Below are 23,490 nucleotides of genomic sequence, written 5' to 3'. Positions count from 1 at the left end.
ACATTTTGCCTATGATTAAAGCAAAAAGTCTTTCCCGACAATATGGCAATCAGTTTGCCGTTAAAGATTTAAGTTTTGAGGTTAAGCGTGGTGAAGTCATGGGGCTGTTGGGTCCTAATGGCGCTGGAAAATCGACCACCATGAAAATGCTCACCTGTTTTCTTCCCCCTTCCTCAGGTGATGCAAGCATTGATGGTTTAAGCTTGGCAGAATCCATTCAAGTTCGCCGCTTGGTGGGTTATTTGCCAGAACATGCGCCGTCTTACCACGATTTGGATGTTGAAGCTTACCTTCAATTCACAGGCAAAATGCATGGGATTCCCAGTGCGACTCGAAAAGATAAAATTGGTGAAATGGCGCGGGCTTGTGGTTTGGAGCAAGTGTTATATCGCCGAATTGAGGAGTTATCCAAAGGTTATCGTCAGCGGGTGGGTTTGGCAGCTGCCATGTTGCACGACCCGCAATGTCTTATCTTGGATGAACCCACCACAGGTTTAGACCCCAACCAAATTATTGAAATTCGTCATTTGATTCGCCACTTGGGTGAACAAAAAACGGTGCTTTTGTCTTCGCATATTTTGCCCGAAGTGGAAGCCGTATGCGACCGCATGATGATAATCGATAAAGGCGAGTTACAAGCTTTGGGTACATCCGAAGAACTTTCCAAACAAGCCCAAGGTGGCGCATTTGTGTTGGCAACAGTGAAAGGTGATGCAAATAAATTGCTCGCGCACTTACAAGCCAGTTTGTCTGATATAACTATCGTTCATCAAGAAACATTAGCCGATGGTTTTACCCATATCGAAATATCACATCCAGACCCAGATTGTGGTCTTGCCGAACAATTGTTTTTGGCTGCTGTTGCTACAGATGTGGTACTTTTAGAAATACGCAATGAACAAGCCTCGCTTGAGGATGTCTTCCGAGAATTAACAGGAGGAACAGCATGAATGCAGTGGTGGCATTATGCCAAAAAGAATGGCGAATTAGCCTAGACACTCCTCAGGGTTATGTGGTGTCGATTGCATTTTTATTGGCATCAGGTTTTTTCTTTGGCAGTAGTCTGTTTTTAAATGGGCAAGCGGATATGCGTCATTGGTTTGCCGTGTTGCCGTTGCTTTTTATCTTTTTTATTCCAGCCATGTCCATGCGGTTGCTTGCCGATGAATTGCATGATGGCACGTATGAACTTTTGGCAACCATGCCGACGCGTACGATTGATATTGTGCTCGGTAAATATTTAAGTTTGTTGGGGCATATCACCTTTTTATTGTTGCTCACGGGGTTGTATCCTTTGACCTTATCATTATTGGGCAATCTTGATTCAGGCACAGTGATGGCATCGTATTTGGGCGCATGGCTGCTTGCTGCTTTGTTTGCTGCCATAGGTTTATTTGCATCAGCCATGACCAATCATGCCATGATTGCGTATATTATTGGTTTGGTTTTATTGTTGGTGATTTTCCTTGTCACACAAGCTGCTCCTACGCTGCCAATTTTTATGCAAGACTGGGTTGTGATGCTGGGTCCGATTGATCACTATCAAAATATGATGCGAGGTGTGGTATCTTTGGCTGACGTAATGTTGTTTATCAGTTTAACAGTGATTTTTATTAGTTTAAGTTGGTTTGCTTTAGCACGTAGGCGGTGGCGTTAATCATGGCAGATTTACGTTCAACAATTCGTCGAAAAACTTTATTCACTTTATCATTTGTCGTGGTGATTGCAGTGCTGCTGTTTGCTGCGGCACAAGGATCGCATATTCGCAGTGATTGGAGCGACAACCAAACATCGAGCATTTCAGCATCCACCAAACAAGTGCTTCAAAGTTTGGATGAGCCGATTCAAATCAAGGCTTATTTTACCGCAGGTTTACCGCAACCTTATGGTCAGCTCAAACAATTTGTTGAAGATACCTTGATGAATTATAGGGATGCCGCAAAGGGAAAACTTGGGTTTGAAATGATTAACCCTGAGGATAACCCCAATACTCAAGCAGCTTTACAAGCCTTGCAGATTCCAAAAGTGCAAGTGCAGGTGATTGAAGATGACAGGGCGCAAGTGCGTCAAGCATACCTTGCGATTGTCATTGAATACTTGGATAAACAAGAAATTATTCCTGTGGTACAAACCGATGCGGGTTTTGAGTATTTACTCACACGAAAAATCAAGAAACTGACAGGTAAAGGCAAACAAACCATTGCCGTTGCAACAGGTTTTGGTGCCAAATCATCACAACAGCTACAAACATTGCAGCAACTCTTGCAAGATGATTATAATTTTGTCGATGTCGATTTGGCAGCTCATGTTGTGCCTAGTGATGCCAAAGCTTTGATTGTAGCGGGCGTGGATAAAAAACCATCGGAAATGTTTAGGTATCACCTCGACCAATTCCGTATGACGGGTAATGGGGTGTTGGTATTGGCATCCAATGTGGAGCCCAACTTGCAAGCAGGATTTCAAGTGTTACCCGTGGATACGTATGCTAATGATTGGTTATTGTCTGACCTTGGTGTATCCGTAGAGCCAGGTTTGGTGATGGATCAGCAAGCCAGTCGCATCACGGTGAATCAACAGCAAGCAGGTTTTGCATTCCGCTCAGTGGTGGATTTTCCGTTTATTCCAAACGTTGTAAACCTCAATAAACAAAGCGTGATTACCCAAGGTTTGGAAAGTGTAAGCATGCCATTTGCAGCACCTTTAGCATGGGGTGAGCCTAGTGCTGATAAAAGTATACTGCTTCAATCCTCGGAATGGAGTGCTGTACAATCAGGCCCACCTTTTGATGTGAATCCATTGCTTGCCATGCAAGAGCGTTTTCATGGCTTACACATGCGCCCCCAAACATTGATGCTGGCGCAAGAAGGGAAGATGCAGTCTGCTTTCACCAAGGCATTGGATGATAAAACGTATATAGCCAAGGTAGCCAATGGACGTTTGTTGGTCTCAGGCTCTAGCGCACTTTTGGATAATGAGTTTATCAATGGTGAAAACACGGTGTTGATTTTGAATATGTTGGATTGGCTCAGCCATGATGAAGCTTTGATTACACTGCGCTCAAAAGGCGTGACCCAACGCCCACTTGAACCATTGAACAAAGCAGAGCGCACTTTTTTCAAAGTGGTGTGGGTCTTTGCTTTACCCGCATTGTTGTTGACGCTGGCAGGTTGGCGTTGGTTATACTTGCGTAAGCGAAGAAATAAAACTTGGGAAGAAAACCAATGAAAGAATTGATAGCAGTCATCATCACATTGGGTTTGGTGGCTTTGATTGTGACCCAACAGGCACCTAAAGATACATCCCAAGCCTTGCCAAAATTGCCAACTTTTGCCGTGCAAGATGTGGATAGTATTGCTGTTTATGCCAAGGATAAAACACGCCTGCAAGCCAAGCGAGATGGGGATAAGTGGATAGTAGAAGGTGCGGATAAACCTGTATATGTGCAAAGCAATGTGGTGAATCAACTGCTTCAAGATTTACAAACCATGCAGGTTAAACGTGTGGCAAGCAGAACAGAAGATAACTTTTCTCGTTTTTCAGTGTTGACTGACCATGTTGTCTTAAAAAACAAACAAGGTGAGGTATTGCTGGATGTGTTCGTGGGTAAACCTGCGACCGACTTAGCCAGCACCTATATTCGCTTGGCAGATGAGAATATGGTGGTGACGGTGGATAAAGTGTTGACGTGGCAGGTCAAACGTACGCATGATGCGTGGCTTGAACAAAAAGCTGCTACAAAGGATACCTCGACTGAATAATCAACCCCTACAACTTATTTTATTTGATTGTGACGGCACATTGACCGACTCGCATGGTGCGATTGCGCAAGCCATGCAAAAAGCATTCACTGACCACGGTTTAACAAAGCCTGATTATCAAGATGTGCTAGGTATTATCGGCTTATCTTTGGTCGCTGCGGTGGAGCAACTGGCAGATGATGATTTGGATAATGATTTAAAAACCAAGCTTTGCGAATCGTATGGCAGCAATTATCGGGCTATGGAGTCTAGTCTTGCTTTGTACCCTAATGTGATTGAAACTTTGGAAGAACTGGATAACCGAGGATATGCCATGGGTGTGGTTACGGGTAAATCCAGTCGTGGTTTGATTCGGGTAATGGATACATTTGATTTACATCGATTCTTTCCAGTGTGGCGTACTGCTGATATTTGCACATCCAAACCGCATCCAGCCATGGTTTTGGAATGTATGCACGAGATGGGCGCATTGCCAGAGCATACATCCGTCATTGGTGATTCACGCTTTGATATTCAAATGGCAAATGCGGCTAATGTGCGCTCGTATGGCGTGTCTTTTGGTGTAGAGCCAGCGCATATTCTGAAAACAGAAGGTGCACTGCATGTGTTTGATCAGTTTGAAGATATTTTAGAGAAATACCCAAGCTTATTCAGTGCTTCCCTAGTTTAAACCAACCTGCAATGCTGTACCTATCCTTGTGTGCAGGTAACACTTCGTGAGGGAAGGATTCACTTAGAAACACCACCAAACGATTCATTTGTGGTGCTACAGTCTGAAAAGCATTGCTGCTCTTTTCATCTGCATACATTGCCAGCTCACCACCATCGTCAGTAGCCCAATTAGGGTTAAGGTAATACACTGTGGTAAGTTTGCGATTGGATAAGCCTTGAAAAGCATCGGTATGCCGTTTGTAGAAACTTTGTGGCGCGTAATGTGCAAAGTGTGCCTCGTAAGTAAACAAGCCTAAAAATAAACGTTGATTGATAGCAAGACGAAGCTGTTCCATCCATTGTAAGTAGTTTTGCTCAGCAGTGTGTATGCCGTCTAACCAGAGGGAAGTATCACTGCGATAGGTTTGGTCAACATGTAACTCATTTGCACGACCTACACCCATACCCTTAAAGTCTTTTGCGGGTATGTTGCTCATGTGTTGGTGTAATGCTTGGGCGGTATTAGCGGGGAGTGCGTTATCAATGATGCAATAACCGTTTTGCGCAATCGCTTGCGTAATATGTTCAAAGATTGGTGGGGTTAACATGTTGCAACATAACATTAAGTGTATATTCATGCAAAAACTGCTACCTTAATCTTATGATTGTGTTCCTTGTTATCGCGATGATGCTTACGGCTATCATGTATGGTTATGTAGCATGGCGGCTACATATTGTGTCGCCAAGCTTGCGTTTTTGGGTTCGTTTTTACCTGTTTGTTGTGTGGCTTACATCGCTTGCGCCACTTATTTTTCACTACCAACATGTGGCGGGTGATTGGGTTGATATATTCATTTGGTTTGTCTATTTGAATATGGGGTTTTTCTCACTATTAATGGTGGTGTATTTGGTGATGGATGTGTTACACCTCTGTATGCGCCCCTTCAAACGTAACCCTGAGCGGCGAGCGTTTTTCAAATCTTCGGCTGCACACATCAGTATGTTAGGCGCTGCTGGTATGACGACAGGTTTTGGGCTTGAGCAGGCGGTAGGCGGGGCAGTCATCAAGGAAGTACATATACCTTTGGGTGCGCCCAAAGCATTGCATGATTTAAAGATAGTACAGTTCACCGATTTGCACATTGGTCCCATGATTAAACGAGATGATGTGGAAAGCTTGGTATCACAAATGAACGCATTGAATGCAGATATGATTGTGATGACAGGTGATTTGGTGGATGGCTCTGTGGCAAGGTTAAAACAGGATGTCGCACCACTTGCAAATTTAAAAGCGAAAGTGGGTAAATATTTCATTACAGGTAATCACGAATACTATTCGGGGGCTGAAGATTGGATTGCTGAAATGAAGCGACTGGGTTTTACGGTGTTGCTCAATGAACATGAATTGATTGAATATGAAGGAGCAAAGCTGCTGTTGGCAGGGGTGACTGATTATCGAGCGCACCAATATATTTCAGCTCATCAATCCAGCCCTAAACAAGCCATGCAAGGTGCACCTGATGCTGATGTGAAAATTTTATTGGCACATCAACCCAAAAGTATCTTTGAAGCTACAGAGGCAGGTTTTGATTTGCAGATTTCAGGGCATACCCATGGTGGACAATATTACCCATGGAATTTCATCGCAAAAATGGCAAATCCTTATATTAAAGGTTTGCATTTGCATGACAACAAAACGTGGATTTATGTATCCCCAGGCACGGGGTACTGGGGGCCACCGATTAGGTTGGGCAATGAGCCAGAGATTACAGTGTTTAAGTTGGTTTAACTGTCATGTCGAGCGCAGTTAAGACATCTTGAGATGCCTTCATCTTGGTCGGCATGACACATCATTGAATATCCCCATAAAACACAGCCAACCAAATGCTTTCCACATCAGGGTCAGTCCATGACACTTTGTGTTTTACGTGTGCTGGAATATTGAGATAATCACCCTTTCTTAGGTTGGATTCTTTTCCATTATCAAAAGTAATGGTAGCAGCGCCTTCAAGCAGAATAACCCATTCATGTTGGGCTTGGTCATACCATCCTGATTCAGGTGATGTATGACCTTTAGAAATAATACGTTCGATTTTGAGATGTTCATTATCCAAGAGTGTTTCAAACACTTCTGGAAGCAAGTCAGCAGGCGTATGTTTCAAGCTGCAAGCGGGTGAATATGTCGTTGTAACTCTTGTCGCTTCTGATTGACAAGATTGAGGTCGTAGGCGGTTTGTAGCTTGAGCCAATGTTGCGCAGAAGGTTTACCAAACGCCAGCTCAAGGCGCACAGCCATTTCAGGCGTGATAGCACCATTACCATTGCATATTTTGGACAAGGTTTTGCGGCTTATATCCAATGACTTGGCAGCATCTACAATGCTTACGCCCATTGGCTCTAAAATATCATGGCGAAGAATTTCACCAGGGTGAACAGGGTTAAACATATGCATGGCATACCTCCGTTAATGGTAATCCTCATAATTTATCAACTCAATATCTTCACCCACAAAACGAAAGGTGACACGCCAGTTGGCTTGAACCGTAATCGACCAAACACCTTTGCGAGAGCCCTTAAGCTCATGCAAGCGGTAACTGGGTAAATCCAAGTCATCAGAGCAGCTTGCTACATCAAGATTGGAAAGTATTCGGCGCAACTTTTCAGCATGTTTGGTTTGAATACCAGCCTTGCTTCCCGTACGATAAAACTTTTCCAAACCTTTATGGATGAAATCAAGAATCATACGCTATGGTAACCTTATTGGTTACAGTGTGCAACCTGTAAGGTTACGTCGTTTGTATTGTTCCCAATTCGGTTTGCAGGGGATGGAGGGCATCGACTGTTGAAAAGTAGGTGGTTTCTTGTTCATTTTTGTACAGCCAAAAACGAACCAAAAAGCTGCCCTTTATAAGCTGCTCGCTTCCTTCGCTATGCAGTTGAAGCGGGGCGAAAAGTTTTTTCGCTTATCCCTTTTTCAACAGCAAGACTTCGGCGCAGTTTAACAAAGGGGTGATAGTCACACTAAAGCTTCATACTCTTTGTGTTCTTCGTGGTTTAAAATCTCTGTGTTTCTCTGCGTCCTGTGATGAATTGCCGAAGGCAAGAAGCCTGCCCCTTGCGGGTACTGTGGTAAATTTAGGAAGCCGCATCCATCAAAAATTCCATCAATGCTTTTTGCGCATGTAGGCGGTTTTCTGCTTCATCCCACACTACAGATTGTTTGCCATCAATCACATCAGCAGCGACTTCTTCGCCCCGATGTGCTGGCAGGCAGTGCATAAACAAAGCATCGCTATTGGCGTTGCTCATCAATGTGGTGTCCACTTGATAATCTTTAAAGGCTGCTTCACGGATTTTTTGTTCTTCTTCTTGCCCCATGGATGCCCAGACATCAGTAGTGACCAAATCGGCATTATTTACGGCTTCTTGTGGGCTGCTGCAAAGGTTAATTTTTGCGCCCTTGGCTCTTGCGTTTGCTAATAAACTTTCATCCACGGTATAACCATCGGGTGAAGCAATATTCAGCGTGAAATCAAAGGTGACAGCGCCATTCATCCAAGAGTGCGCCATATTGTTGCCATCGCCAATCCATGCCACGGTTTTACCCTTGATTGCGCCGCGATGTTCTACAAACGTCATCACATCAGCGAGAATTTGGCAGGGGTGGGTTAGGTCGGTTAACGCATTGATGACAGGTACGGATGAATATTCGGCAAACTTTTCGACCATGGCGTGGTCAAAGGTGCGAATCATCACCATATCCACCATGCTGGAAATGACGCGTGCAGAATCTTCTACAGGTTCGCCTCTGCCAAGTTGGGTTGTGCCTGAATGTAAAAACAAGGCATGACCACCCAATTGAAACATGCCTGTTTCAAATGAGACACGGGTACGGGTGGATGCTTTGTCAAAAATCATGGCTAATGCTTTTCCTGCAAGGGTGGGGTGAGCTTCGCCAGCTTTTTGTTTGGCTTTGAGTTCGATGCCACGCGCTAAAATCCCATTGGCTTCACTGGGTGAAATGTCCAACAATGTTAAAAAATGTCTGATATTGCTCATAAATCTAAACCTTCTATACTTTTGTTTAATAGCGTTAAGCCTTCTTCAATTTCAGCTTCTGTGATATTCAGTGCAGGTAAAAAACGCAAGACATGTGGTCCTGCCGCTAACACCAATAAACCATGTTCACGACAAGCATGAATGATAGGCATCACTTCTTTCTCACAAGCAAGCCCTAAGAGTAGACCATGACCACGCACTTCGCTAAAAAATGGGTAAGTATCCACCAGTTTTTGTAACCCAGCTTGGAGTTGTTTGCTTCTTTGGTTGACGTTTTCCAAGATGTTTTCTTGTTCTAATACCTGCAATACGGTGAGTGCAGCTGCACAAGACATAGGATTACCACCAAATGTGGTGCCGTGTGAGCCTGCAGATAATGATGGTGCGACCTTTTTGCAGGCAAGCATTGCACCAATGGGTACACCGCCGCCCAAACCTTTGGCAAGAGTGAGTATATCGGGGGAAACACCTGCCAATTCAAAAGCAAACATGGCCCCACACCGAGCAATACCTGTTTGGATTTCATCAAAGATAAGCAGTATATCGTGTTGATCACAAAGCTTTCTTACGTCTGCCAAATAATGCGGGCAGACATTGTTGACACCACCTTCACCTTGTAAAGGTTCAAGCATAATTGCCGCTGTATGGTTATCGATGGCTTGTTCAAGTGTTTCAAAATCATTGAGCGGAACATGTTTAAAACCAATAGGTAGCGGAGCAAAACCTTCTTTGACCTTGTCTTGCCCTGTAGCAGCAATGGTTTGCATGGTTCTGCCATGAAAAGATTGGGTTGCCGTGATAATGGTATATTTCTGTTTGCCTTGGTCATGGAAATATTTGCGCACAATTTTAATGGCTGCTTCATTGGCTTCTGCACCTGAATTGCAGAAAAACACTTTATCTAAGCCTGAAAGCTCAACCAGCTGTTTCGCCAGTTCATTTTGTTGGGGATTAAAATATAAATTGGAGCAATGCAACATGGTGGCAGCCTGCTTGCTTATGGTTTTAATCATGGCTGGGTGCGCATGACCTAAGGTGTTGACTGCAATGCCCGCGACAAAATCCAAATATGACTTGCCTGTATCATCCCAAAGGCGAGCGCCTTGACCTTTGACAAGCGTGATGGGGAACCGTCCATAATTGGGGGCTAAATATTGGTTTGCTTCTTGGATATTCATTGGCGAAGGCTAGTTGTTTTTTTAAGATGCTCAATACTTCTAGCTATAACCCATATTGCAAGATGATGCTTGGCTGTTAGTTTTGCAATATGAAATCACTTTGGTGTACACGCAAAAGTATCACACATGGCTTTAAAATTGAGCTTGTGGCATGCGTTGCCTGCACCTGTAAAAAACGAAAAACGTGCAAACCTTATGCAAGCGTTCCTTTGGCAGATATTGCAGCAGCCAACCGAGAATCCAAACGTACAGGGCATAATGTTGCTGAAGATTTACCTCTGTTTGAGGCTGTTTTAAAATAAATCAGTGTAGCTGGTTGGCTTTTTGATATGCCTCTGCTGCCTGTTGCCATTGCCCTTGCTCGGCATACCAGTCACCACGCAATTGCCACAGTTCAGCACTTTCATGATTTTCCAATAAGCCATATAAGCTATCATCAGCAATACCACTTAAACCCGCTTTGTGCGCAAGCTGCATACGTAGCCAAGTGCCAGCGGCGGTGGTTTGGTAAACGGCTTTATCGACTTGCTTGAAATGCTGTAAAGCATCATTTTCCAGCATGGGTAAAAGTGCTTTTGCAACCTGCATATCATCATGTTGGGCAAGGTAGTCCAATAATAAACGATAGGCCGTTTGGGTGTCCCCTGATGTTTGCAATGTTTGGGCTAAGTTCATCAGTGTTTTCACATCAGTTGGGTTGATGCGGTTAGATTTGCGCAAGTAGGTAAGCGCATTATCGCTATCTTGCTTTGCAAGGTGGCGAAGCGCTGTGGCAAGTTGAGGCCTGATGTGTTGCACTTGTTTTTTGCGCTGAAATAAGTCTTCCAGCAAAGCAACTTGCTCGGCATATTCGCCGCGCTCACCCAACAAGGCTGCTTTGCGCTCAAGGGCAAGTGAAGCGCCTGGGTGTACCATTAACCATGCATCCAAATACTGTTGTCTTTGCTCTAAGCTTAGGTGTGTTTGATTGGGTTCTGTTGCCAGCCGCGCTTTAAGCGCAATGATGTGGGGTTTGTCTTTTTCATCATGAATTGGTGCATGGTTTTCAGGTTTGTCCCACCAAACAATGAGCGCATCATGCAACCAAGGCGGAATAATACCTTTGCTGCGTTTGAGTAGTTTTTGGCTATGACCTTCACCTTCATCAATCCAAGTGTCTAATGCTTCTTGTAAACGTAGTTCACGGCGTTTTTTGTTACCACTGCGAAGGTTTGTCCACAGTTGTTTGGGGCTATTGATGCTCAAGGCAAAGGTTTTTTGCACCAACCATAATGCGCTTAAACTGAAAATAATCAGTAAGATAAACATGGCTGTACGTGTTTCAAATAACCAACCTAATATTTCAATGCGCACACGTTGATTGGCAATGTCAGGGAAGACCAGTAGGCTTACAAAAACGGCTGCAATCAGTAATAACATCATAACAATACGAATCATAATTGTGCCATCCATGTTTGGGCTTCATCTTGCCACTGACGAATACTGGCTTGTAAATTGGTAATGCTTTCATTGCTAAAAGATGCTTCAAGCCCACGTTGTTCCAGTTGGTATAATAGCGAGGTTAAACTACCAATATTACTCCAATTGCGTTGGTGTATGGATTCTTTAAGCTGGTTGAGCTCAACGATGAGTTGTTTAAGGTCGGCGTATGGGTCATTCGATAGTTCTAGGGCATGTTTATCCAGTTTGGTAATCACAAACTGTTGTTTTAGCCAGACCAACCATGAATCGAAAGCATCCGTTTGCTGATAAGGGTCAACCACGTTTGCTACATCTTGGCTGATGTCTTGTAAGGCTGCAGGGTGTATTTCGCTGGCTAATGTTTGGATAAGTCCTTGGATGTTGGTTTCGGTTTGCTGGATACGTTGTTGTGTTTCTTGCAGACCCATAAATGCTTGTTCTGCAATGTCACGTTTATCTTGGTTTAATAATGGTAAGAAACCAATGCTTTTCCATGCAATCATCATCTGATCAAGGTTGCTTTGTGGTGATGATGCTTGGCGCAATAAAGCAAAGAGTTGGGCGCGAACTTGCTGTTGCGACCACTGTAGCTGCTGCTGTTGCAGTGAGCCTATGACTTGTGTTAAATCATCAACTTGCTGCTGTAGGCTTAAAAGAGCGGCAGTCATTTCAGGGTTGTTGCTTTCCAAAGCGATATCTAAATTTTGCTCAGGGATTTCGGTTTGTTCAGGATTTTCAGTTTGCTCAGATTCTGTCGGTGTAAGGCTAGCTTCAGGTGTTGCAGTGTCTGTTTGAAATAAGGGGCTAGTTTCTTGTGAATCGGCAGTTGCAGTTGTTGCTTCTGTTGATGCAGCAGCTTGTGGCGCTGAGCTTAGCTCAGGTTCTGGGTTTGTTTCTGCGCTTGGTTGTGAAAAAGTGGATTCAAACTGCATGCGAAGTTGTTGTGCTTCGGGTGAAAATATCCAAAAAGCCCACGTACCAACACCCAAGATAAGTATTAAGAAAAAATAGAACTTAGAGTTGTTTCTTTTCTTGGTTTTTACGTTGTTTTGTTCATCCGGCTCTGAGGTTGAAGGTTGAACTTCTTCAACCGAATCGGCATCAATGACGGGCTCTTGTTTATCACTCATTTATTGCTCGTTTAACCATGCGGCAACATCCAATGCATGGTATGTGAGAATCATATCTGCGCCTGCGCGTTTGAAGCTGAGCATGGTTTCCAAAACCACACGTTTTTCATCAATCCAACCATTGGCAGCCGCAGCTTTGACCATGGCATATTCACCCGACACATTATACACAGCCATGGGTAATTGCGTGGCATCTTTGACTTCACGAATAATATCCATATATGCTAGTGCAGGTTTGACCATGAGCATATCTGCGCCTTCTTCCACATCTAACAATGCTTCTTTGATGGCTTCACGGCGATTGGCAGGGTCCATTTGATATTGGGCTCTATCACCAAAGCTTGGGGTGGAATCTGCCGCATCACGGAAAGGACCAAAATAACCCGATGCATATTTCACAGCATAGGACATGATGGGTGTATCTTGGAAACCAGCTTTATCCAAGCCCTCACGAATGGCTTTAATCATGCCATCCATCATGCCAGATGGAGCAACGATATCTACACCCGCTTTTGCATAAGACACGGCTTCTTTTTGTAGGTTGGAAAGCGTTGCATCATTATCCACTTCTTCACCGTGTAAAACGCCGCAATGCCCGTGGTCGGTGTATTCACAAAAACATGTATCGGCAATGACAATCATATCAGGGCAAGCTTTTTTTGCAGCGCGCACAGCACGTTGCACAATACCTTCATCATCCCAGCCACCAGAGCCAATCGCATCTTTTTCAGTAGGGATACCAAAGAATATCACACCGGGTACACCAGCATCTTCAACCTTTTGCACCATGGCAGCCACATCAGCCAATGGAATACGCGTTACGCCAGGCATGCTTTTAACATCCACAGCAGTATCAATACCTTCATCGACAAAAATGGGATAAATCAAATCGTTCACCGATAACGTCGTTTCAGAAACCATACGACGTAAATTCGCAGTTTTTCTAAGGCGGCGAGGTCTATGGGTTAAATCAAATGGCATATTGTTTATCCTTTGTCTTGTGTAGCAAAATAATCGTTTAAACCTTGTAACATTGCGCGAAAGCTAGGTTTATTGGCGATAATCTGCACCTTTAATCCCAATTTGTCAGCGGCTTTTTCAACTTGTGGACTCATGACGGCAATCACAGGTGTATTGGCAAGGTTTAAATTGGCAATACGTTGCACATAAAAGGCTGCGGTTTTTGCGCTACCAAGCAATACAGCATCAATAGCTTTGTTGCGAAGCTGGTTAATGATAGGGGTGGCATCATCGTTGGGGCAACTGGCGCGGTAGCTTGGTATTAAGAGGGTATCTACCCCTTGTTGCTTTAGGGCGCGAAGCAAGTCATCACTGCCTTCTTCAGCTCGAAAAAAATACACTTGTTGGGGTAAGTTTTGTTGCTGATATGCCGCGATAAGGCCTTTCTGAGAGGCTTCTTCGGGGATAAATGCGGGTGTGCAACCATGTTCGGCAAGTGTTTGTGCTGTTTTATGACCAACGGCAATAATACGAAAGCCTTGCAAGCTTTTTTTGAGATGATGGACACATGTAGCCACGGCTTTTACGCCATTGCTGCTGCTAAAAATAATATCGGTGTTGCTTGGGTTATCAGCTTGTATTTTTTTTAAGGCTTGTTGAATGTTTTCCTTCAAATAATCAATCTGAATACATGGCAAATATACGGGAATTGCGCCTATCGCTTTAAGTTGTTGCGCCGTGTTTTTATTTTGCTCCTTTGTGCGGGTCAGCAGAATACGTTTGCCTTGAAGATGACTCATAGGGTTAAACAACACAACGCGAGCAATAAAATTTCACATATTTCAATGCCTGCACCCAGACAGTCACCATTCATGCCTTGCACTTTATGTTCCAAGAATAATTTCCATGCCCATAATATTACAGGGGCAAGTAAAAGTATGGGCGCAAATAAAAGGGATAAGATAAGCAGTGTTATCAACCAAGGCGTAAGGTTGGCTTCGCCTGCATCAAGCAACCAAGTGGCTAACCCTTCATGAAGCGGTGGTAACTCGTTTACCCACCAAGCTGCACCCAAACGTGCCCATGCAGGAATAAGTAAAAGCGGCGCAAATACTTCAGCAAAACCAAGCACAGATAAGAAAACAAGCTTGGATAATATTGCCAATATCAGCGCAATAACTGCAAAAGAACCAATGTCGGGTGCTTTGAGAACTTCTAAGAAACGTGTTCTGTCACCATGGGATGCGCCCAAAGCATCAGATAGGTCTGCCAAACCATCAAGGTGTAAGAATCCAGTGCTTCCTAACCATAATATCAACAGCAATAAACCTGTAACTGCAGGGTTAAAACCAGAAAGTAACCAAGCCGCGATATAAAAGGTGAGCCCCAAACCTAACCCCACCAAAGGCATCATGGACAGTTGGGGAGAAGTTTCTTGCGCTGTTTTTGGTGCAGGAAAGGTGGTCAGAAATGACCACGTAGCGATAAATTTATCTTTGTTTTCAAGCATGGTGGTTCATAAACCACAACATCGGTGATTCTCCTTGTACAAATGTGATGCGTGACCAAGCAGCATGCGGGATATACAAGCTGCTTAGGTGTTGCTTGGGTATTTGTAAGACTTGCCCGAGTAAGAGTCGAATCACGCCACCATGGGTGACCAGTAGATGATGTCCGCCTTGTTCCATGTGTTGGGTGATATATTCATGCCAAGCTGCGCTCACGCGCTGCTCAAAATCAGCAAATGTTTCACCATTAGGCGGCTTGAGTTGGGTAATGTCTTGGCGAAAGTTGGGCTCTTGTTGAATCAGTTTTTGAATATCTTCACCTTCCCAATCACCAAAATCCATTTCGCTAAAACCAATATGGTAACGCATGTTGATATGCTGCCTTGTGTCCAACTTTGTACTAAGCCAAGCGCAACGTTTTAAGGGTGAGCTAATAACGTTTGCAATAGGCTCTCTGTGGATGATTTTGGCGGCTTTTAGTAACTGTGATTTCCCTAATTCACTTAAGGGAACATCTGTTGCACCATATAGCTTTCCAGCTTCTGTTTCCGTCTCGCCATGGCGGAGAATATCAATGGTGAGAATAAGAGGTGACATATTTATAAAATATAACGTGATAGGTCTTCACTTTCCGCTGTTTCACCCAAACAATCACGAACATATTTATCATCAATAACCAACCTTTTCTCGGTGCGGTCGCAAGCATCAAAGCTAACTTCATCCAATACACGTTCCAAAAGTGTGTGTAAACGTCGGGCGCCGATATTTTCAGTTTTTTCGTTCACCAATACCGTTATTTTTGCAATTTCGGCAATACCGGACTCTGCAAATTCAAGGCTTATGCCTTCAGTGTTTAAAAGGGCGGTATATTGTTGGGTTAATGAACATTCTGGCTCAACCAAGATGCGTCTGAAATCATCTTCGGTCAAAGCTTTTAATTGCACGCGGATAGGGAAACGCCCTTGTAATTCAGGCACCAAATCGGAAGGTTTGCTCAAGTGGAAAGCGCCTGATGCAATGAATAGAATATGGTTGGTGCTTACGGCACCATGTTTTGTGCTTACGGATGTACCTTCCACCAAGGGAAGCAGATCCCGCTGCACACCTTGTCGAGATACATCGCCACTTGCACCCTCACGGTGTGTGATTTTGTCGATTTCATCCAAGAACACGATGCCCGAATTTTCAGTGCGTTTGATGGCTTCTTCTTTGACTTTATCATTGTCAATCAAACGTGTAGCTTCTTGTTGCTTGAGGATTTCCATCGCTTCTTTGATGGTGACACGTTTGCTTTTCTTTTTCTCACCTAAGAGACCACCCAGCATATCTTTGATGTCCATGTTATTGTCTTCGTTGGGGTTATTACTGAATACTTGTAACATTGGCATGTCATGATGTTCAGGTACATCGATTTCAATTTGACGATTGTCCAGCTCACCCAAGCGAAGTTTATGGCGCATTTTATCGCGAGAGTTTCGGTGTGGGTTGGGTGCATCGGCTGAAATAGGGCGCGTATGTCCCTCTACAGGTGTAGGGATAAGAATATCCAAAATACGTTCTTCTGCAGATTCTTCAGCGCGAACTTTTACTTTGGCCACATGTTCTTCTTTAACCATTTTAATGGCGGTGTCCAACAGGTCGCGGATAATCGATTCTACATCGCGCCCAACATAACCGACTTCGGTATATTTGGTGGCCTCAACCTTAATAAATGGTGCCTTGGCAAGCTTGGCTAGGCGACGGGCAATCTCTGTTTTACCTACGCCTGTTGAACCTATCATAAGGATATTTTTTGGTGTGATTTCTTCACGCATAGGCGAACTTACTTGTTGCCTGCGCCAACGGTTACGCAAAGCAATAGCAACAGCACGTTTGGCATCAAATTGCCCAATGATAAATCTATCCAGTTCGCTTACGATTTCGCGTGGTGTCATCATATTTTCATTGGATGTGCTCATAGTTCTCCTTTTTCCTGTGTGACAATAATTTCTTGCGGCAAAGCATGGCTGAGGAAACCTGTGTTGGACATGGTTAAGCCATAAGCCCCTGCCAATCCAAAGACTGCAATGTCACCAATATGTGCTTCTTCGATGTATATGTCATTGGCAAGTTTGTCTGCGCTGGTGCACAGCGGGCCACCAAAGTATACTTTTTCCTGATGAATAGATTCTTGGGCTGGAAAAAGCTTTGGTTTATGCATGCTTACAATACTTGTGGGGTGGTTGATGGCAAGGGCAGCAGGGCGGCGGAAATGGTTAATGCCACCTGCGCAAATCACTTGTTTTTTACCACGGCTTGTTTTGATATCGATGATTTCAGTGCAAAACCAACCACATTCAGCAGCCAACCAACGCCCCAACTCCAAAACAAAGTGTCGGTTTTTGAAATCGTAATCTTGTATCATGGTTGCAAGCCCATCGGCGTAAGCTTGGGCGGCAAAGTCTGTGCCTTCTTCTAGGTAGTCCACACCAAAACCGCCACCAAAATCGATGATGTCGCATGTGACACCTTGGTATTGGGTTTCAATACGTTGGGTCAAATCAAAAACCAGTTTACAGTTGTGTAATAGGTCATCCACATTTAACACGCCGCTGGCAGCATATACATGTAAACCACGGAAATTAAGCTTATCCAAGGCTAAAATTTGCGGGAGAGCGACATCCAATTGCTCTTCATCAATGCCGAATTTTTTTGAACCACCTGAAAAAGTGGTTTGTGCATCGTGGATGTCAAAGTTGGCATTGATGCGAAGTAAAATATCTTGTTGGGTGTTGTATTGCTTACATAAGGATTGAATGCGGTGAGCTTCAACCAAAGACTCAATATGAATGGTTCGGATATGGTTGCCGATACACCATGTTAACTCTTCTAGGCTTTTGCCTGGGCCTGTGTAGATGAGTTGTGAGGGCGTAAAACCCGCGGCAACGGCTTTGTGTGCTTCCCCAAGGCTGGCAATCTCGATGCCAGTCACTTCAGCTTCTAAAGCTGCAGATAAAAAAGCAGGGTGAGGGTTGGCTTTCATGGCGTAAAACACCTCAACACCTTGGGGCATGATGCGCTTGAGGCAGCTGATTCGCCGCTTGAGCGGTGCGGTGTCGTATATATAGGCATTAAATGTTTTACCTTTTTCAGCGTGCTGCTGAATGAGTGATTCAATATGATGAGGAATTTTCATGGACGAAGTTCACCACAAACTGAAGCCAAGACCAAGTGTAAATGACATCTGGTTTTCATCTTGGTACGCTACGGCAAATATTAGATATGAAATTTATAGGGTCAGGTAATCATAAAAATGACAGAGAAGCTCAGTATTGCCCCATATAAACACCATGCGATTATGTGTGTTGGTAAAGCTTGTGGTGAAAATATGCCTTTGCTTAAATATATTAAAAAACGTATGGCTGAAGAAGGTTTGGCAGAAGGAGAGGATGCAGTTCGTGTGAATCGTGCGGGATGTCTTGGCGTCTGCGAGCAGGGGCCTATTATGGTGGTGTACCCTGAAGGTGTCTGGTATGCTAATATGGATGAAGCAAAGGTTGATGAAATTATTGCCCAACACTTAAAAGGTGGTAAACCTTTGGAGATGTTAGCATTTCATGCCCAATCAGCGCATTAATGTTTTTTGATGGTGGAAAGCTTGAAGAGGTGAGGGAATCATGAGTGTAAACTTTGAAGACGCTTTGAAAGCTAAAAAGCTGCGTGACTTTTTTTATGAGCATAAGCGTATTTTTATTCTTGTTGATGCCGCTGCCGATGATGTGCAGCTGCCAGAGCATTTGAAACATGATCATGCTTTACCATTGGTATTAAATGCGCGTATGCCGCAGCCTATTCATATTAGAGATTCGTCATTGGAGTCTAAATTTTCTTTCTCAGGTGTATCTCAGCATTGTGTGATTCCGATGAAACGTATTTGGGCAGTATATTTGCCTGAGCAAGACCTGTCATCGGGTATATTATGGGAAGATGATATGCCTGAAAGCATAAAAACACAGGTTCAGCAAGAAGTAAATATGTCTGAAGAAGAGATGCAGACGCTGACCGATGCTACAGTGGAAAAATCAAGTGCTGCAGCGGGGGAAACAAAAGCATCTGACGTAGGGCGGAAAGTACGTCATTTACGAGTTGTAAAATGAGGCTGTTTTTTGGTTTGTTCGTTTGTTTTCTTGTGCCATTGCAGCTGTTTGCTGCGGCAGATGACAGGTTTTTGGTATCTCTGCAGGATGAAGGTGTATCCGAACTAACGATTCAGCAAGCGACCAAACTTGCATTGCCTGTGTTATGGGCGCGGGTTGTGCCCTTTGATGCATTGGAAAAATCGAAATCTTGGCCTGTGGCAACATCATTGGTGTTGCGTTTCAAAACCACGTCTTTTGGGGCAAATGTAGAGTTTAACCCTAATCAGGTACGAAAGTTTTTACGCAAGCGCGGCGTCAAAATGATTCAACAACAACCCTATTGGAACTTGGGTGTTTATGTGGTTGGTTTTGCGGAGCAAGGAAATATGCTTGCCAAAGATTTGCTTAATACAGCTTATGAAATGGCAGATACTTATGGTTTTGCATTGGGTGCCAATGGGCGGAAGTTAATGCTGACTTTTTCCCCAGTTGCCGATGTTTATGGTGAATTGCAATTGCATGTGGATGTGCAAGGCGACTTTTCTGCAAGCTTGCTAGAAGAGAAAGATGTTCCAATGCAAGCTTATACTGAATACCAACTGCAATCATTCTTAAAACAGGTACTATTAAATATTCGTGATGCTTATCAAGATGATATGAAGTTTGATTCTGTGTCGAATGTTGTGTTGCTACGCATAGAAGCAGAGCATGCACTGGCATCACAGGTGATGTTGGAGCAGGCGCTGTTGAAGCTGGCAGTGGTTGAAAGTGTTGTGCCAACATTATTGCAAAAACAGCGTCGGGAATACCGTTTGATTTTACGTGATGGTGATGATTCATGGTTGCCATCATGGTTTGCTGCTTATGGTATGAAGGTCACCAAGCAACCCGAAGGAAGTTTGTATGATTGGCTTGTTGAGTAAGTGGTGAGTGAACAGCAAACGTTGGCGCTTCTGCTCCCCATCAAAAAACATTACGGAAGTTGGGTGCGTCATCCTCAGGTTGAGGAAGCATCAGGGCGACTCGCGTTGTGGTTTGTGCAAGGTGGATTGTTGTGGTTAACCTCGGAATCGGTAGCGGGTAAAAGTCACCTGTTACAGGCGTTGGCGGATGAAAACCCGCATGTTGCTTTGTTGGCTTGTGATGAAGGTGATGTGTCTTCAGTGCATCAATTGAAGTTATGGTTAGAGCAGTGTGAACATCAGGCATATTGGATATTGGATTTACCCTCTGGGGGTATGCCGCCTGCCTTTGCTTATGCGGTGTTCCATTTAATTGAAAGAGCGAAAGAGATGAATAAGGCATTGTTAATCAGTTGGCGATGTGCCGAGGCGAATATGCCTCCAGAGTTACGCAGCCGTTTGTTGATGATGGAAAAAGTAGAAATGTCTGCGCCAGCTGATGATGCAGATTTGAAGCGTGTTTTGGATTCGGTGTTGCAACACATGCAGTGGGATATGAAGGAAACAGTGTTGCCTGTGTTGTTGCAATATGTTCCGCGAACTTTAGATGCATTATTACGAGCACTTGTGTTACTTGATGCGTATTCGAAGGCGCATAAGGTTAAAATGAATGCTGCCCTAGCATTACGTGTGTTGGCAGAACATGATTAAAATTATTGTATCCGAACAAATGTTGTATCATCACCGTAAAACGGGTGTGGTTTGTGCTTACCCTGTTTCTACGGCTAGAAATGGCGTGGGGAATATCGAAAATAGTTTGCAAACACCATTGGGTAAACATCAAATTTGCGCTAAAATAGGGGGTGGTTTACCTGTTTATACCTATTTTGAATCTAGGGAGCCAAAGGGTATATTTACACAAAAAACAGCACATCATAAGGCTGATTGGATATTAAGTCGTATTCTTTGGTTGACAGGTGTGCAAACGGGGGTGAATAAGCGCGGAAAAGTGGATACAAAAAAACGGTATATTTATATCCATGGTACCAATGAGGAAGATAAAATTGGTTTGCCTGTGTCTCATGGCTGTATCCGCATGTTAAATGCAGATGTGGTACACTTGTTTGAACATGCATGCTATGGCGAATCGGTGTTTATTAAGGTGTAAAGTGGTTTTGTAAGTGCGTTACCTGAGTTCAGATGGTTCACTGTATTGTTTAGGTGGCACAAGGATTGTCGAAGAAAAAAATATGATGGTTTGTTTGTCGGCGTAGTATTGCTTCAATTCACGTTTTATTTTTCGTTTTTCACATTCTTTTTTAGCCCTAGGTTCGCCCTATGTTAGTTTAGGGGTTCGTATAAAGATGTATTTTGCTATGGTGTAGAATTTGGTGGTTAGTTTTTATCATGTAACATATTGAATTATATAAATAAAAATGATTGTATGTGTGTATGGTTAGGCTCAAAATTAATCTCTTTTTGCAGTCTTTTTTTACTTGAACTTTGTATTGTGAAGCATCGGTGAAAGAAGTGGTTTTAGTCTCTATGCAAGAAGTTTTTTTTAGGGATACTTTTACGCTTTGTGGTCTTTTATGGTTGCGAAGGGATATGAGTCGGGCATAGTTCGCATTCTAGCGAAACGATTGGGGATGTTATGACAACCAAAAATCAAGAAGAAAACCAAGCTGGTATCACGCAAGAAGGCCGTTTTTATAGTGCGGAGCGTTTGCATGCCATGCATGATATGATGCTTTATATTCGCCGCTTTGAAGAAAAAGCTGGGCAAATGTATGGATTGAAAAAGATTGGTGGCTTTTGCCATTTGTGTAATGGTCAAGAAGCAGTGTGTGTAGGTATGGAAGAAGCTTCAGAGCCTACTGATTATATGATGACCAGTTATCGTGACCACGGGCATATCCTTGCGCGAGGCTCCAATCCAACAGCGATTATGGCAGAGTTGCTTGGTCGTGCAGGTGGCATTGTGGGCGGCAAAGGCGGCTCCATGCACATGTTCGATAAAGAGAAAAACTTTGCTGGCGGTAATGGTATCGTGGGTGAGCAAGTGCCAATCGGCACGGGTTTCGCTTTCGCAAGTAAATACAATGATGATAAACGCGTATCGATTACGATTATGGGTGATGGTGGCGTGAACCAAGGCGCTGTGTATGAATCATTTAATATGGCTGCATTGTGGAAGTTGCCTGTGGTGTTTGTGATTGAAAACAATCAATATGCGATGGGTACTTCGCTGAGTCGTGCATCGGCTGAAACACATCTTTATAAACGTGGTATTTCTTTCAAGGTGCCTGGTATTCAAGTCGATGGTATGGATGTATTGGAAGTAGAACGCAAAATGTCAGAGGCCATTGAACATGCGCGCTCAGGTAAAGGGCCGATGATTGTGGAAATGATGACCTACCGTTATCGTGGGCATTCGATGTCTGACCCTGCAACTTATCGTACGCGTGACGAAGTGGATGAGTGGCGTTCGGGTCGAGACCCTATCGTACGCTTGCAAAAGCAAATGGTTGAAGCGGGGCTGGCAACAGAAGCAGACTTCAAACAAAAAGATAAAGACATTAAGAAAGAGGTCGTGGCGGTTGCTAAAGCTGCAGAAGCACAACCTGAACCCGACCTTTCCGTGTTGTGGGATGATATTATTAATGATGAGATTCCCAATGCATATCCTTATCCAAGGCAGGTGGGCTAATCATGGCTAAAATTACGTATCGTGAAGCACTGAATCAAGCAATGTGCAACGAAATGGAGCGTGATGAGCGCGTATTCCTTATGGGTGAGGAAGTTGCTGAATACAATGGTGCATATAAAGTGTCCCAAGGAATGTTGGATAAATTTGGTCCGCGCCGTGTGATTGATACACCGATTACTGAGTTGGGTTTTGCAGGGCTTGGTGTGGGGGCTGCTATGGCAGGCTTGCGCCCAGTGATTGAGTTTATGACTTGGAACTTTGCAATTCTTGCAGCGGATCAAATTGTGAATGCTGCAGCGAAAATGAAATACATGACTGGCGGTCAATACGATTGCCCTATGGTATTTCGAGGGGCTGGTGGTGCGGCAGCTCGTGTGAGTTCGCAACATTCCCAAGCTTTTGAAAATTGGTATGCCAACATTCCAGGGTTAAAAGTGGTGATGCCATCCAATCCCGCTGATGCTAAAGGTTTATTGGCGGCATCTATTCGTGATAACGACACCGTTATTTTTATCGAAAATGAAATAAACTACGGTGATATTGGTGAAGTGCCAGAAGGTGAGTATATTGTACCGCTTGGCAAGGCTGATATTAAACGCGTAGGTAGTGATGTAACACTTGTTGCCCATTCACGCATGACAGGTTATGCCCTGCTTGCCGCTGAAGAATTGGCGAAACAAGGTATTGATGCTGAAGTGGTTGACCCGCGCACCATTCGCCCATTGGATGAAGCAACGATTCTTGCATCGGTTGCGAAAACCAACCGCGCTGTAGTGATTGAAGAAGGTTGGCGTTTTGCAGGTATAGGCGCAGAAATCTCTGCACGTATTATGGAAAAAGGTTTTGATGATTTGGATGCGCCTGTAGCACGTGTGACGGGTAAAGATGTGCCTATGCCATATGCGGCAAACCTAGAAAACTATGCACTACCATCTGTAGCTGAGATTGTTGAAGCAGCGCGTGTGGTTTGCAATAGAGCCTAATAAGATAGATGAAAGATTTAAACCACCAAGTCATCAAGGTATTATCCTTCGTGTTCTTCGTGGTGAAACCCT

28 protein-coding genes are annotated in these 23,490 nt (G+C 43.9%); 14 read left to right on the top strand and 14 right to left on the bottom strand.

Features of this window, described 5'->3' with window-relative positions; all coding sequences use genetic code 11:
- The first annotated feature begins 11 nt into the window (after positions 1-11).
- Genes DM09_RS04145 through DM09_RS04125 form a run of 5 tightly spaced genes read left to right on the top strand, consistent with a single transcriptional unit; the run spans position 12 to position 4,428 of the window.
- Positions 12-950, top strand: coding sequence for an ABC transporter ATP-binding protein (locus DM09_RS04145; protein WP_038247774.1), 939 nt, complete (start codon positions 12-14; stop codon positions 948-950).
- Entirely contained in the window at positions 947-1,657 is a 711-nt protein-coding gene (locus DM09_RS04140) for an ABC transporter permease (protein WP_038247773.1), read from the top strand. Before DM09_RS04145 ends, DM09_RS04140 begins: the two co-directional genes overlap by 4 nt.
- Before the next feature lie 2 nt (positions 1,658-1,659).
- On the top strand, positions 1,660-3,225 hold the full coding sequence (locus DM09_RS04135) for a GldG family protein (RefSeq protein ID WP_051938109.1): 1,566 nt from the start codon (positions 1,660-1,662) through the stop codon (positions 3,223-3,225).
- The gene (locus DM09_RS11050; RefSeq protein WP_051938107.1) at positions 3,222-3,758 is read left to right on the top strand and encodes a DUF4340 domain-containing protein; all 537 of its coding nucleotides are present in this window, start codon (positions 3,222-3,224) and stop codon (positions 3,756-3,758) included. The genes DM09_RS04135 and DM09_RS11050 overlap by 4 nt, the downstream gene beginning before the upstream one ends.
- Positions 3,718-4,428 (top strand): HAD family hydrolase, encoded by a 711-nt coding sequence (locus DM09_RS04125; protein WP_232507745.1) that lies wholly within the window; start codon positions 3,718-3,720, stop codon positions 4,426-4,428. The genes DM09_RS11050 and DM09_RS04125 overlap by 41 nt, the downstream gene beginning before the upstream one ends.
- Here the strand turns inward: DM09_RS04125 and DM09_RS04120 are convergent.
- Positions 4,409-5,047 carry a 2OG-Fe(II) oxygenase gene (locus DM09_RS04120; protein WP_051938106.1) on the bottom strand — a complete coding sequence of 213 codons (639 nt, stop codon included), beginning with the start codon at positions 5,045-5,047 and terminating at the stop codon, positions 4,409-4,411. The two genes, DM09_RS04125 and DM09_RS04120, sit on opposite strands and share 20 nt — an antisense overlap.
- 23 nt (positions 5,048-5,070) lie before the next feature.
- On the opposite strand from DM09_RS04120, the gene DM09_RS04115 reads away from it, so the two are divergent.
- A complete protein-coding gene (locus tag DM09_RS04115) occupies positions 5,071-6,198 on the top strand; it encodes a metallophosphoesterase (RefSeq protein WP_038247772.1) in 1,128 nt (375 codons plus the stop codon).
- A 61-nt stretch (positions 6,199-6,259) separates the two neighbouring features.
- Here the strand turns inward: DM09_RS04115 and DM09_RS04110 are convergent, their stop codons facing one another.
- The 5 genes from DM09_RS04110 to DM09_RS04090 all read right to left on the bottom strand — a co-directional run bounded on the left by DM09_RS04110 (position 6,260) and on the right by DM09_RS04090 (position 9,646).
- Positions 6,260-6,571 (bottom strand): cupin domain-containing protein, encoded by a 312-nt coding sequence (locus tag DM09_RS04110; RefSeq protein ID WP_038247771.1) that lies wholly within the window; start codon positions 6,569-6,571, stop codon positions 6,260-6,262.
- On the bottom strand, positions 6,568-6,861 hold the full coding sequence (locus DM09_RS04105; RefSeq protein ID WP_038247770.1) for a HigA family addiction module antitoxin: 294 nt from the start codon (positions 6,859-6,861) through the stop codon (positions 6,568-6,570). Before DM09_RS04105 ends, DM09_RS04110 begins: the two co-directional genes overlap by 4 nt.
- Before the next feature lie 12 nt (positions 6,862-6,873).
- Positions 6,874-7,152, bottom strand: coding sequence for a type II toxin-antitoxin system RelE/ParE family toxin (locus DM09_RS04100; protein ID WP_038247769.1), 279 nt, complete (start codon positions 7,150-7,152; stop codon positions 6,874-6,876).
- Between the two features lie 392 nt (positions 7,153-7,544).
- Positions 7,545-8,459, bottom strand: coding sequence for an ornithine carbamoyltransferase (gene argF / locus DM09_RS04095; protein WP_081881086.1), 915 nt, complete (start codon positions 8,457-8,459; stop codon positions 7,545-7,547).
- Between the two features lie 5 nt (positions 8,460-8,464).
- Complete coding sequence (locus DM09_RS04090; protein WP_038247767.1) at positions 8,465-9,646, bottom strand: acetylornithine transaminase; 1,182 nt, start codon at positions 9,644-9,646, stop codon at positions 8,465-8,467.
- An 89-nt stretch (positions 9,647-9,735) separates the two neighbouring features.
- Here DM09_RS04090 and DM09_RS04085 point away from each other — a divergent pair, with 89 nt between their 5' ends.
- On the top strand, positions 9,736-9,948 hold the full coding sequence (locus DM09_RS04085; RefSeq protein ID WP_038247766.1) for a hypothetical protein: 213 nt from the start codon (positions 9,736-9,738) through the stop codon (positions 9,946-9,948).
- Between the two features lies 1 nt (position 9,949).
- Here DM09_RS04085 and DM09_RS04080 read toward each other — a convergent pair whose 3' ends face one another.
- From DM09_RS04080 to DM09_RS04045, 8 genes are read right to left on the bottom strand one after another with little or no spacing between them, the layout of a single operon-like run.
- Positions 9,950-11,083 (bottom strand): tetratricopeptide repeat protein, encoded by a 1,134-nt coding sequence (locus DM09_RS04080; protein ID WP_038247765.1) that lies wholly within the window; start codon positions 11,081-11,083, stop codon positions 9,950-9,952.
- A complete protein-coding gene (locus DM09_RS04075; protein WP_038247764.1) occupies positions 11,080-12,237 on the bottom strand; it encodes a hypothetical protein in 1,158 nt (385 codons plus the stop codon). The genes DM09_RS04080 and DM09_RS04075 overlap by 4 nt, the downstream gene beginning before the upstream one ends.
- Positions 12,238-13,218 carry a porphobilinogen synthase gene (hemB, locus tag DM09_RS04070; RefSeq protein WP_038247763.1) on the bottom strand — a complete coding sequence of 327 codons (981 nt, stop codon included), beginning with the start codon at positions 13,216-13,218 and terminating at the stop codon, positions 12,238-12,240.
- A gap of 5 nt (positions 13,219-13,223) precedes the next feature.
- A complete protein-coding gene (locus tag DM09_RS04065) occupies positions 13,224-13,997 on the bottom strand; it encodes a uroporphyrinogen-III synthase (RefSeq protein WP_038247931.1) in 774 nt (257 codons plus the stop codon).
- Complete coding sequence (locus tag DM09_RS04060; RefSeq protein ID WP_051938095.1) at positions 13,994-14,707, bottom strand: adenosylcobinamide-GDP ribazoletransferase; 714 nt, start codon at positions 14,705-14,707, stop codon at positions 13,994-13,996. The genes DM09_RS04065 and DM09_RS04060 overlap by 4 nt, the downstream gene beginning before the upstream one ends.
- Entirely contained in the window at positions 14,700-15,302 is a 603-nt protein-coding gene (gene cobC / locus DM09_RS04055; protein ID WP_038247762.1) for an alpha-ribazole phosphatase family protein, read from the bottom strand. The genes DM09_RS04060 and cobC overlap by 8 nt, the downstream gene beginning before the upstream one ends.
- A gap of 2 nt (positions 15,303-15,304) precedes the next feature.
- Positions 15,305-16,639 carry an ATP-dependent protease ATPase subunit HslU gene (gene hslU, locus DM09_RS04050; protein ID WP_038247927.1) on the bottom strand — a complete coding sequence of 445 codons (1,335 nt, stop codon included), beginning with the start codon at positions 16,637-16,639 and terminating at the stop codon, positions 15,305-15,307.
- 20 nt (positions 16,640-16,659) lie between these two features.
- On the bottom strand, positions 16,660-17,880 hold the full coding sequence (locus DM09_RS04045; RefSeq protein WP_038247761.1) for an alanine racemase: 1,221 nt from the start codon (positions 17,878-17,880) through the stop codon (positions 16,660-16,662).
- Between the two features lie 117 nt (positions 17,881-17,997).
- On the opposite strand from DM09_RS04045, the gene DM09_RS04040 reads away from it, so the two are divergent.
- From DM09_RS04040 to DM09_RS04010, 7 genes are all read left to right on the top strand, one after another.
- Positions 17,998-18,321, top strand: a complete 324-nt coding sequence (locus tag DM09_RS04040) for a (2Fe-2S) ferredoxin domain-containing protein (RefSeq protein WP_038247760.1) — start codon at positions 17,998-18,000, stop codon at positions 18,319-18,321.
- 40 nt (positions 18,322-18,361) lie between these two features.
- Positions 18,362-18,841 carry a ClpXP protease specificity-enhancing factor SspB gene (locus DM09_RS04035; protein ID WP_038247759.1) on the top strand — a complete coding sequence of 160 codons (480 nt, stop codon included), beginning with the start codon at positions 18,362-18,364 and terminating at the stop codon, positions 18,839-18,841.
- A complete protein-coding gene (locus DM09_RS04030) occupies positions 18,838-19,746 on the top strand; it encodes a hypothetical protein (protein WP_038247758.1) in 909 nt (302 codons plus the stop codon). Before DM09_RS04035 ends, DM09_RS04030 begins: the two co-directional genes overlap by 4 nt.
- A gap of 3 nt (positions 19,747-19,749) precedes the next feature.
- Positions 19,750-20,436, top strand: coding sequence for a P-loop NTPase family protein (locus DM09_RS04025; protein WP_157753594.1), 687 nt, complete (start codon positions 19,750-19,752; stop codon positions 20,434-20,436).
- Positions 20,429-20,893 (top strand): L,D-transpeptidase, encoded by a 465-nt coding sequence (locus DM09_RS04020; protein WP_038247757.1) that lies wholly within the window; start codon positions 20,429-20,431, stop codon positions 20,891-20,893. The genes DM09_RS04025 and DM09_RS04020 overlap by 8 nt, the downstream gene beginning before the upstream one ends.
- Positions 20,894-21,379: 486 nt before the next feature.
- Positions 21,380-22,435 carry a pyruvate dehydrogenase (acetyl-transferring) E1 component subunit alpha gene (gene pdhA, locus DM09_RS04015; protein WP_038247756.1) on the top strand — a complete coding sequence of 352 codons (1,056 nt, stop codon included), beginning with the start codon at positions 21,380-21,382 and terminating at the stop codon, positions 22,433-22,435.
- A gap of 2 nt (positions 22,436-22,437) precedes the next feature.
- Complete coding sequence (locus DM09_RS04010; protein ID WP_038247755.1) at positions 22,438-23,418, top strand: pyruvate dehydrogenase complex E1 component subunit beta; 981 nt, start codon at positions 22,438-22,440, stop codon at positions 23,416-23,418.
- Positions 23,419-23,490 lie beyond the last annotated feature (72 nt).

Origin of the sequence: Ghiorsea bivora (genome assembly GCF_000744415.1) — a bacterium.
Classification (GTDB): domain Bacteria; phylum Pseudomonadota; class Zetaproteobacteria; order Mariprofundales; family Mariprofundaceae; genus Ghiorsea; species Ghiorsea bivora.
Note: the sequence above shows the minus strand (reverse complement) of the source record. Positions and strands in the feature narration are given on the sequence as shown.

Coding starts and splice junctions, on each gene's coding strand:
- pdhA (WP_038247756.1), top strand. CDS start 21,380: ATGACAACCAAAAATCAAGAAGAAAACCAAGCTGGTATCACGCAAGAA.
- hemB (WP_038247763.1), bottom strand. CDS start 13,218: ATGCCATTTGATTTAACCCATAGACCTCGCCGCCTTAGAAAAACTGCG.
- DM09_RS11050 (WP_051938107.1), top strand. CDS start 3,222: ATGAAAGAATTGATAGCAGTCATCATCACATTGGGTTTGGTGGCTTTG.
- DM09_RS04075 (WP_038247764.1), bottom strand. CDS start 12,237: ATGAGTGATAAACAAGAGCCCGTCATTGATGCCGATTCGGTTGAAGAA.
- DM09_RS04045 (WP_038247761.1), bottom strand. CDS start 17,880: ATGAAAATTCCTCATCATATTGAATCACTCATTCAGCAGCACGCTGAA.
- DM09_RS04135 (WP_051938109.1), top strand. CDS start 1,660: ATGGCAGATTTACGTTCAACAATTCGTCGAAAAACTTTATTCACTTTA.
- DM09_RS04145 (WP_038247774.1), top strand. CDS start 12: ATGATTAAAGCAAAAAGTCTTTCCCGACAATATGGCAATCAGTTTGCC.
- DM09_RS04080 (WP_038247765.1), bottom strand. CDS start 11,083: ATGATTCGTATTGTTATGATGTTATTACTGATTGCAGCCGTTTTTGTA.
- DM09_RS04065 (WP_038247931.1), bottom strand. CDS start 13,997: ATGAGTCATCTTCAAGGCAAACGTATTCTGCTGACCCGCACAAAGGAG.
- DM09_RS04115 (WP_038247772.1), top strand. CDS start 5,071: ATGATTGTGTTCCTTGTTATCGCGATGATGCTTACGGCTATCATGTAT.
- DM09_RS04030 (WP_038247758.1), top strand. CDS start 18,838: ATGAGGCTGTTTTTTGGTTTGTTCGTTTGTTTTCTTGTGCCATTGCAG.
- DM09_RS04090 (WP_038247767.1), bottom strand. CDS start 9,646: ATGAATATCCAAGAAGCAAACCAATATTTAGCCCCCAATTATGGACGG.
- DM09_RS04035 (WP_038247759.1), top strand. CDS start 18,362: ATGAGTGTAAACTTTGAAGACGCTTTGAAAGCTAAAAAGCTGCGTGAC.
- DM09_RS04100 (WP_038247769.1), bottom strand. CDS start 7,152: ATGATTCTTGATTTCATCCATAAAGGTTTGGAAAAGTTTTATCGTACG.
- DM09_RS04105 (WP_038247770.1), bottom strand. CDS start 6,861: ATGCATATGTTTAACCCTGTTCACCCTGGTGAAATTCTTCGCCATGAT.
- DM09_RS04085 (WP_038247766.1), top strand. CDS start 9,736: ATGAAATCACTTTGGTGTACACGCAAAAGTATCACACATGGCTTTAAA.
- DM09_RS04120 (WP_051938106.1), bottom strand. CDS start 5,047: ATGAATATACACTTAATGTTATGTTGCAACATGTTAACCCCACCAATC.
- DM09_RS04010 (WP_038247755.1), top strand. CDS start 22,438: ATGGCTAAAATTACGTATCGTGAAGCACTGAATCAAGCAATGTGCAAC.
- DM09_RS04020 (WP_038247757.1), top strand. CDS start 20,429: ATGATTAAAATTATTGTATCCGAACAAATGTTGTATCATCACCGTAAA.
- hslU (WP_038247927.1), bottom strand. CDS start 16,639: ATGACACCACGCGAAATCGTAAGCGAACTGGATAGATTTATCATTGGG.
- DM09_RS04040 (WP_038247760.1), top strand. CDS start 17,998: ATGACAGAGAAGCTCAGTATTGCCCCATATAAACACCATGCGATTATG.
- DM09_RS04060 (WP_051938095.1), bottom strand. CDS start 14,707: ATGCTTGAAAACAAAGATAAATTTATCGCTACGTGGTCATTTCTGACC.
- cobC (WP_038247762.1), bottom strand. CDS start 15,302: ATGTCACCTCTTATTCTCACCATTGATATTCTCCGCCATGGCGAGACG.
- DM09_RS04140 (WP_038247773.1), top strand. CDS start 947: ATGAATGCAGTGGTGGCATTATGCCAAAAAGAATGGCGAATTAGCCTA.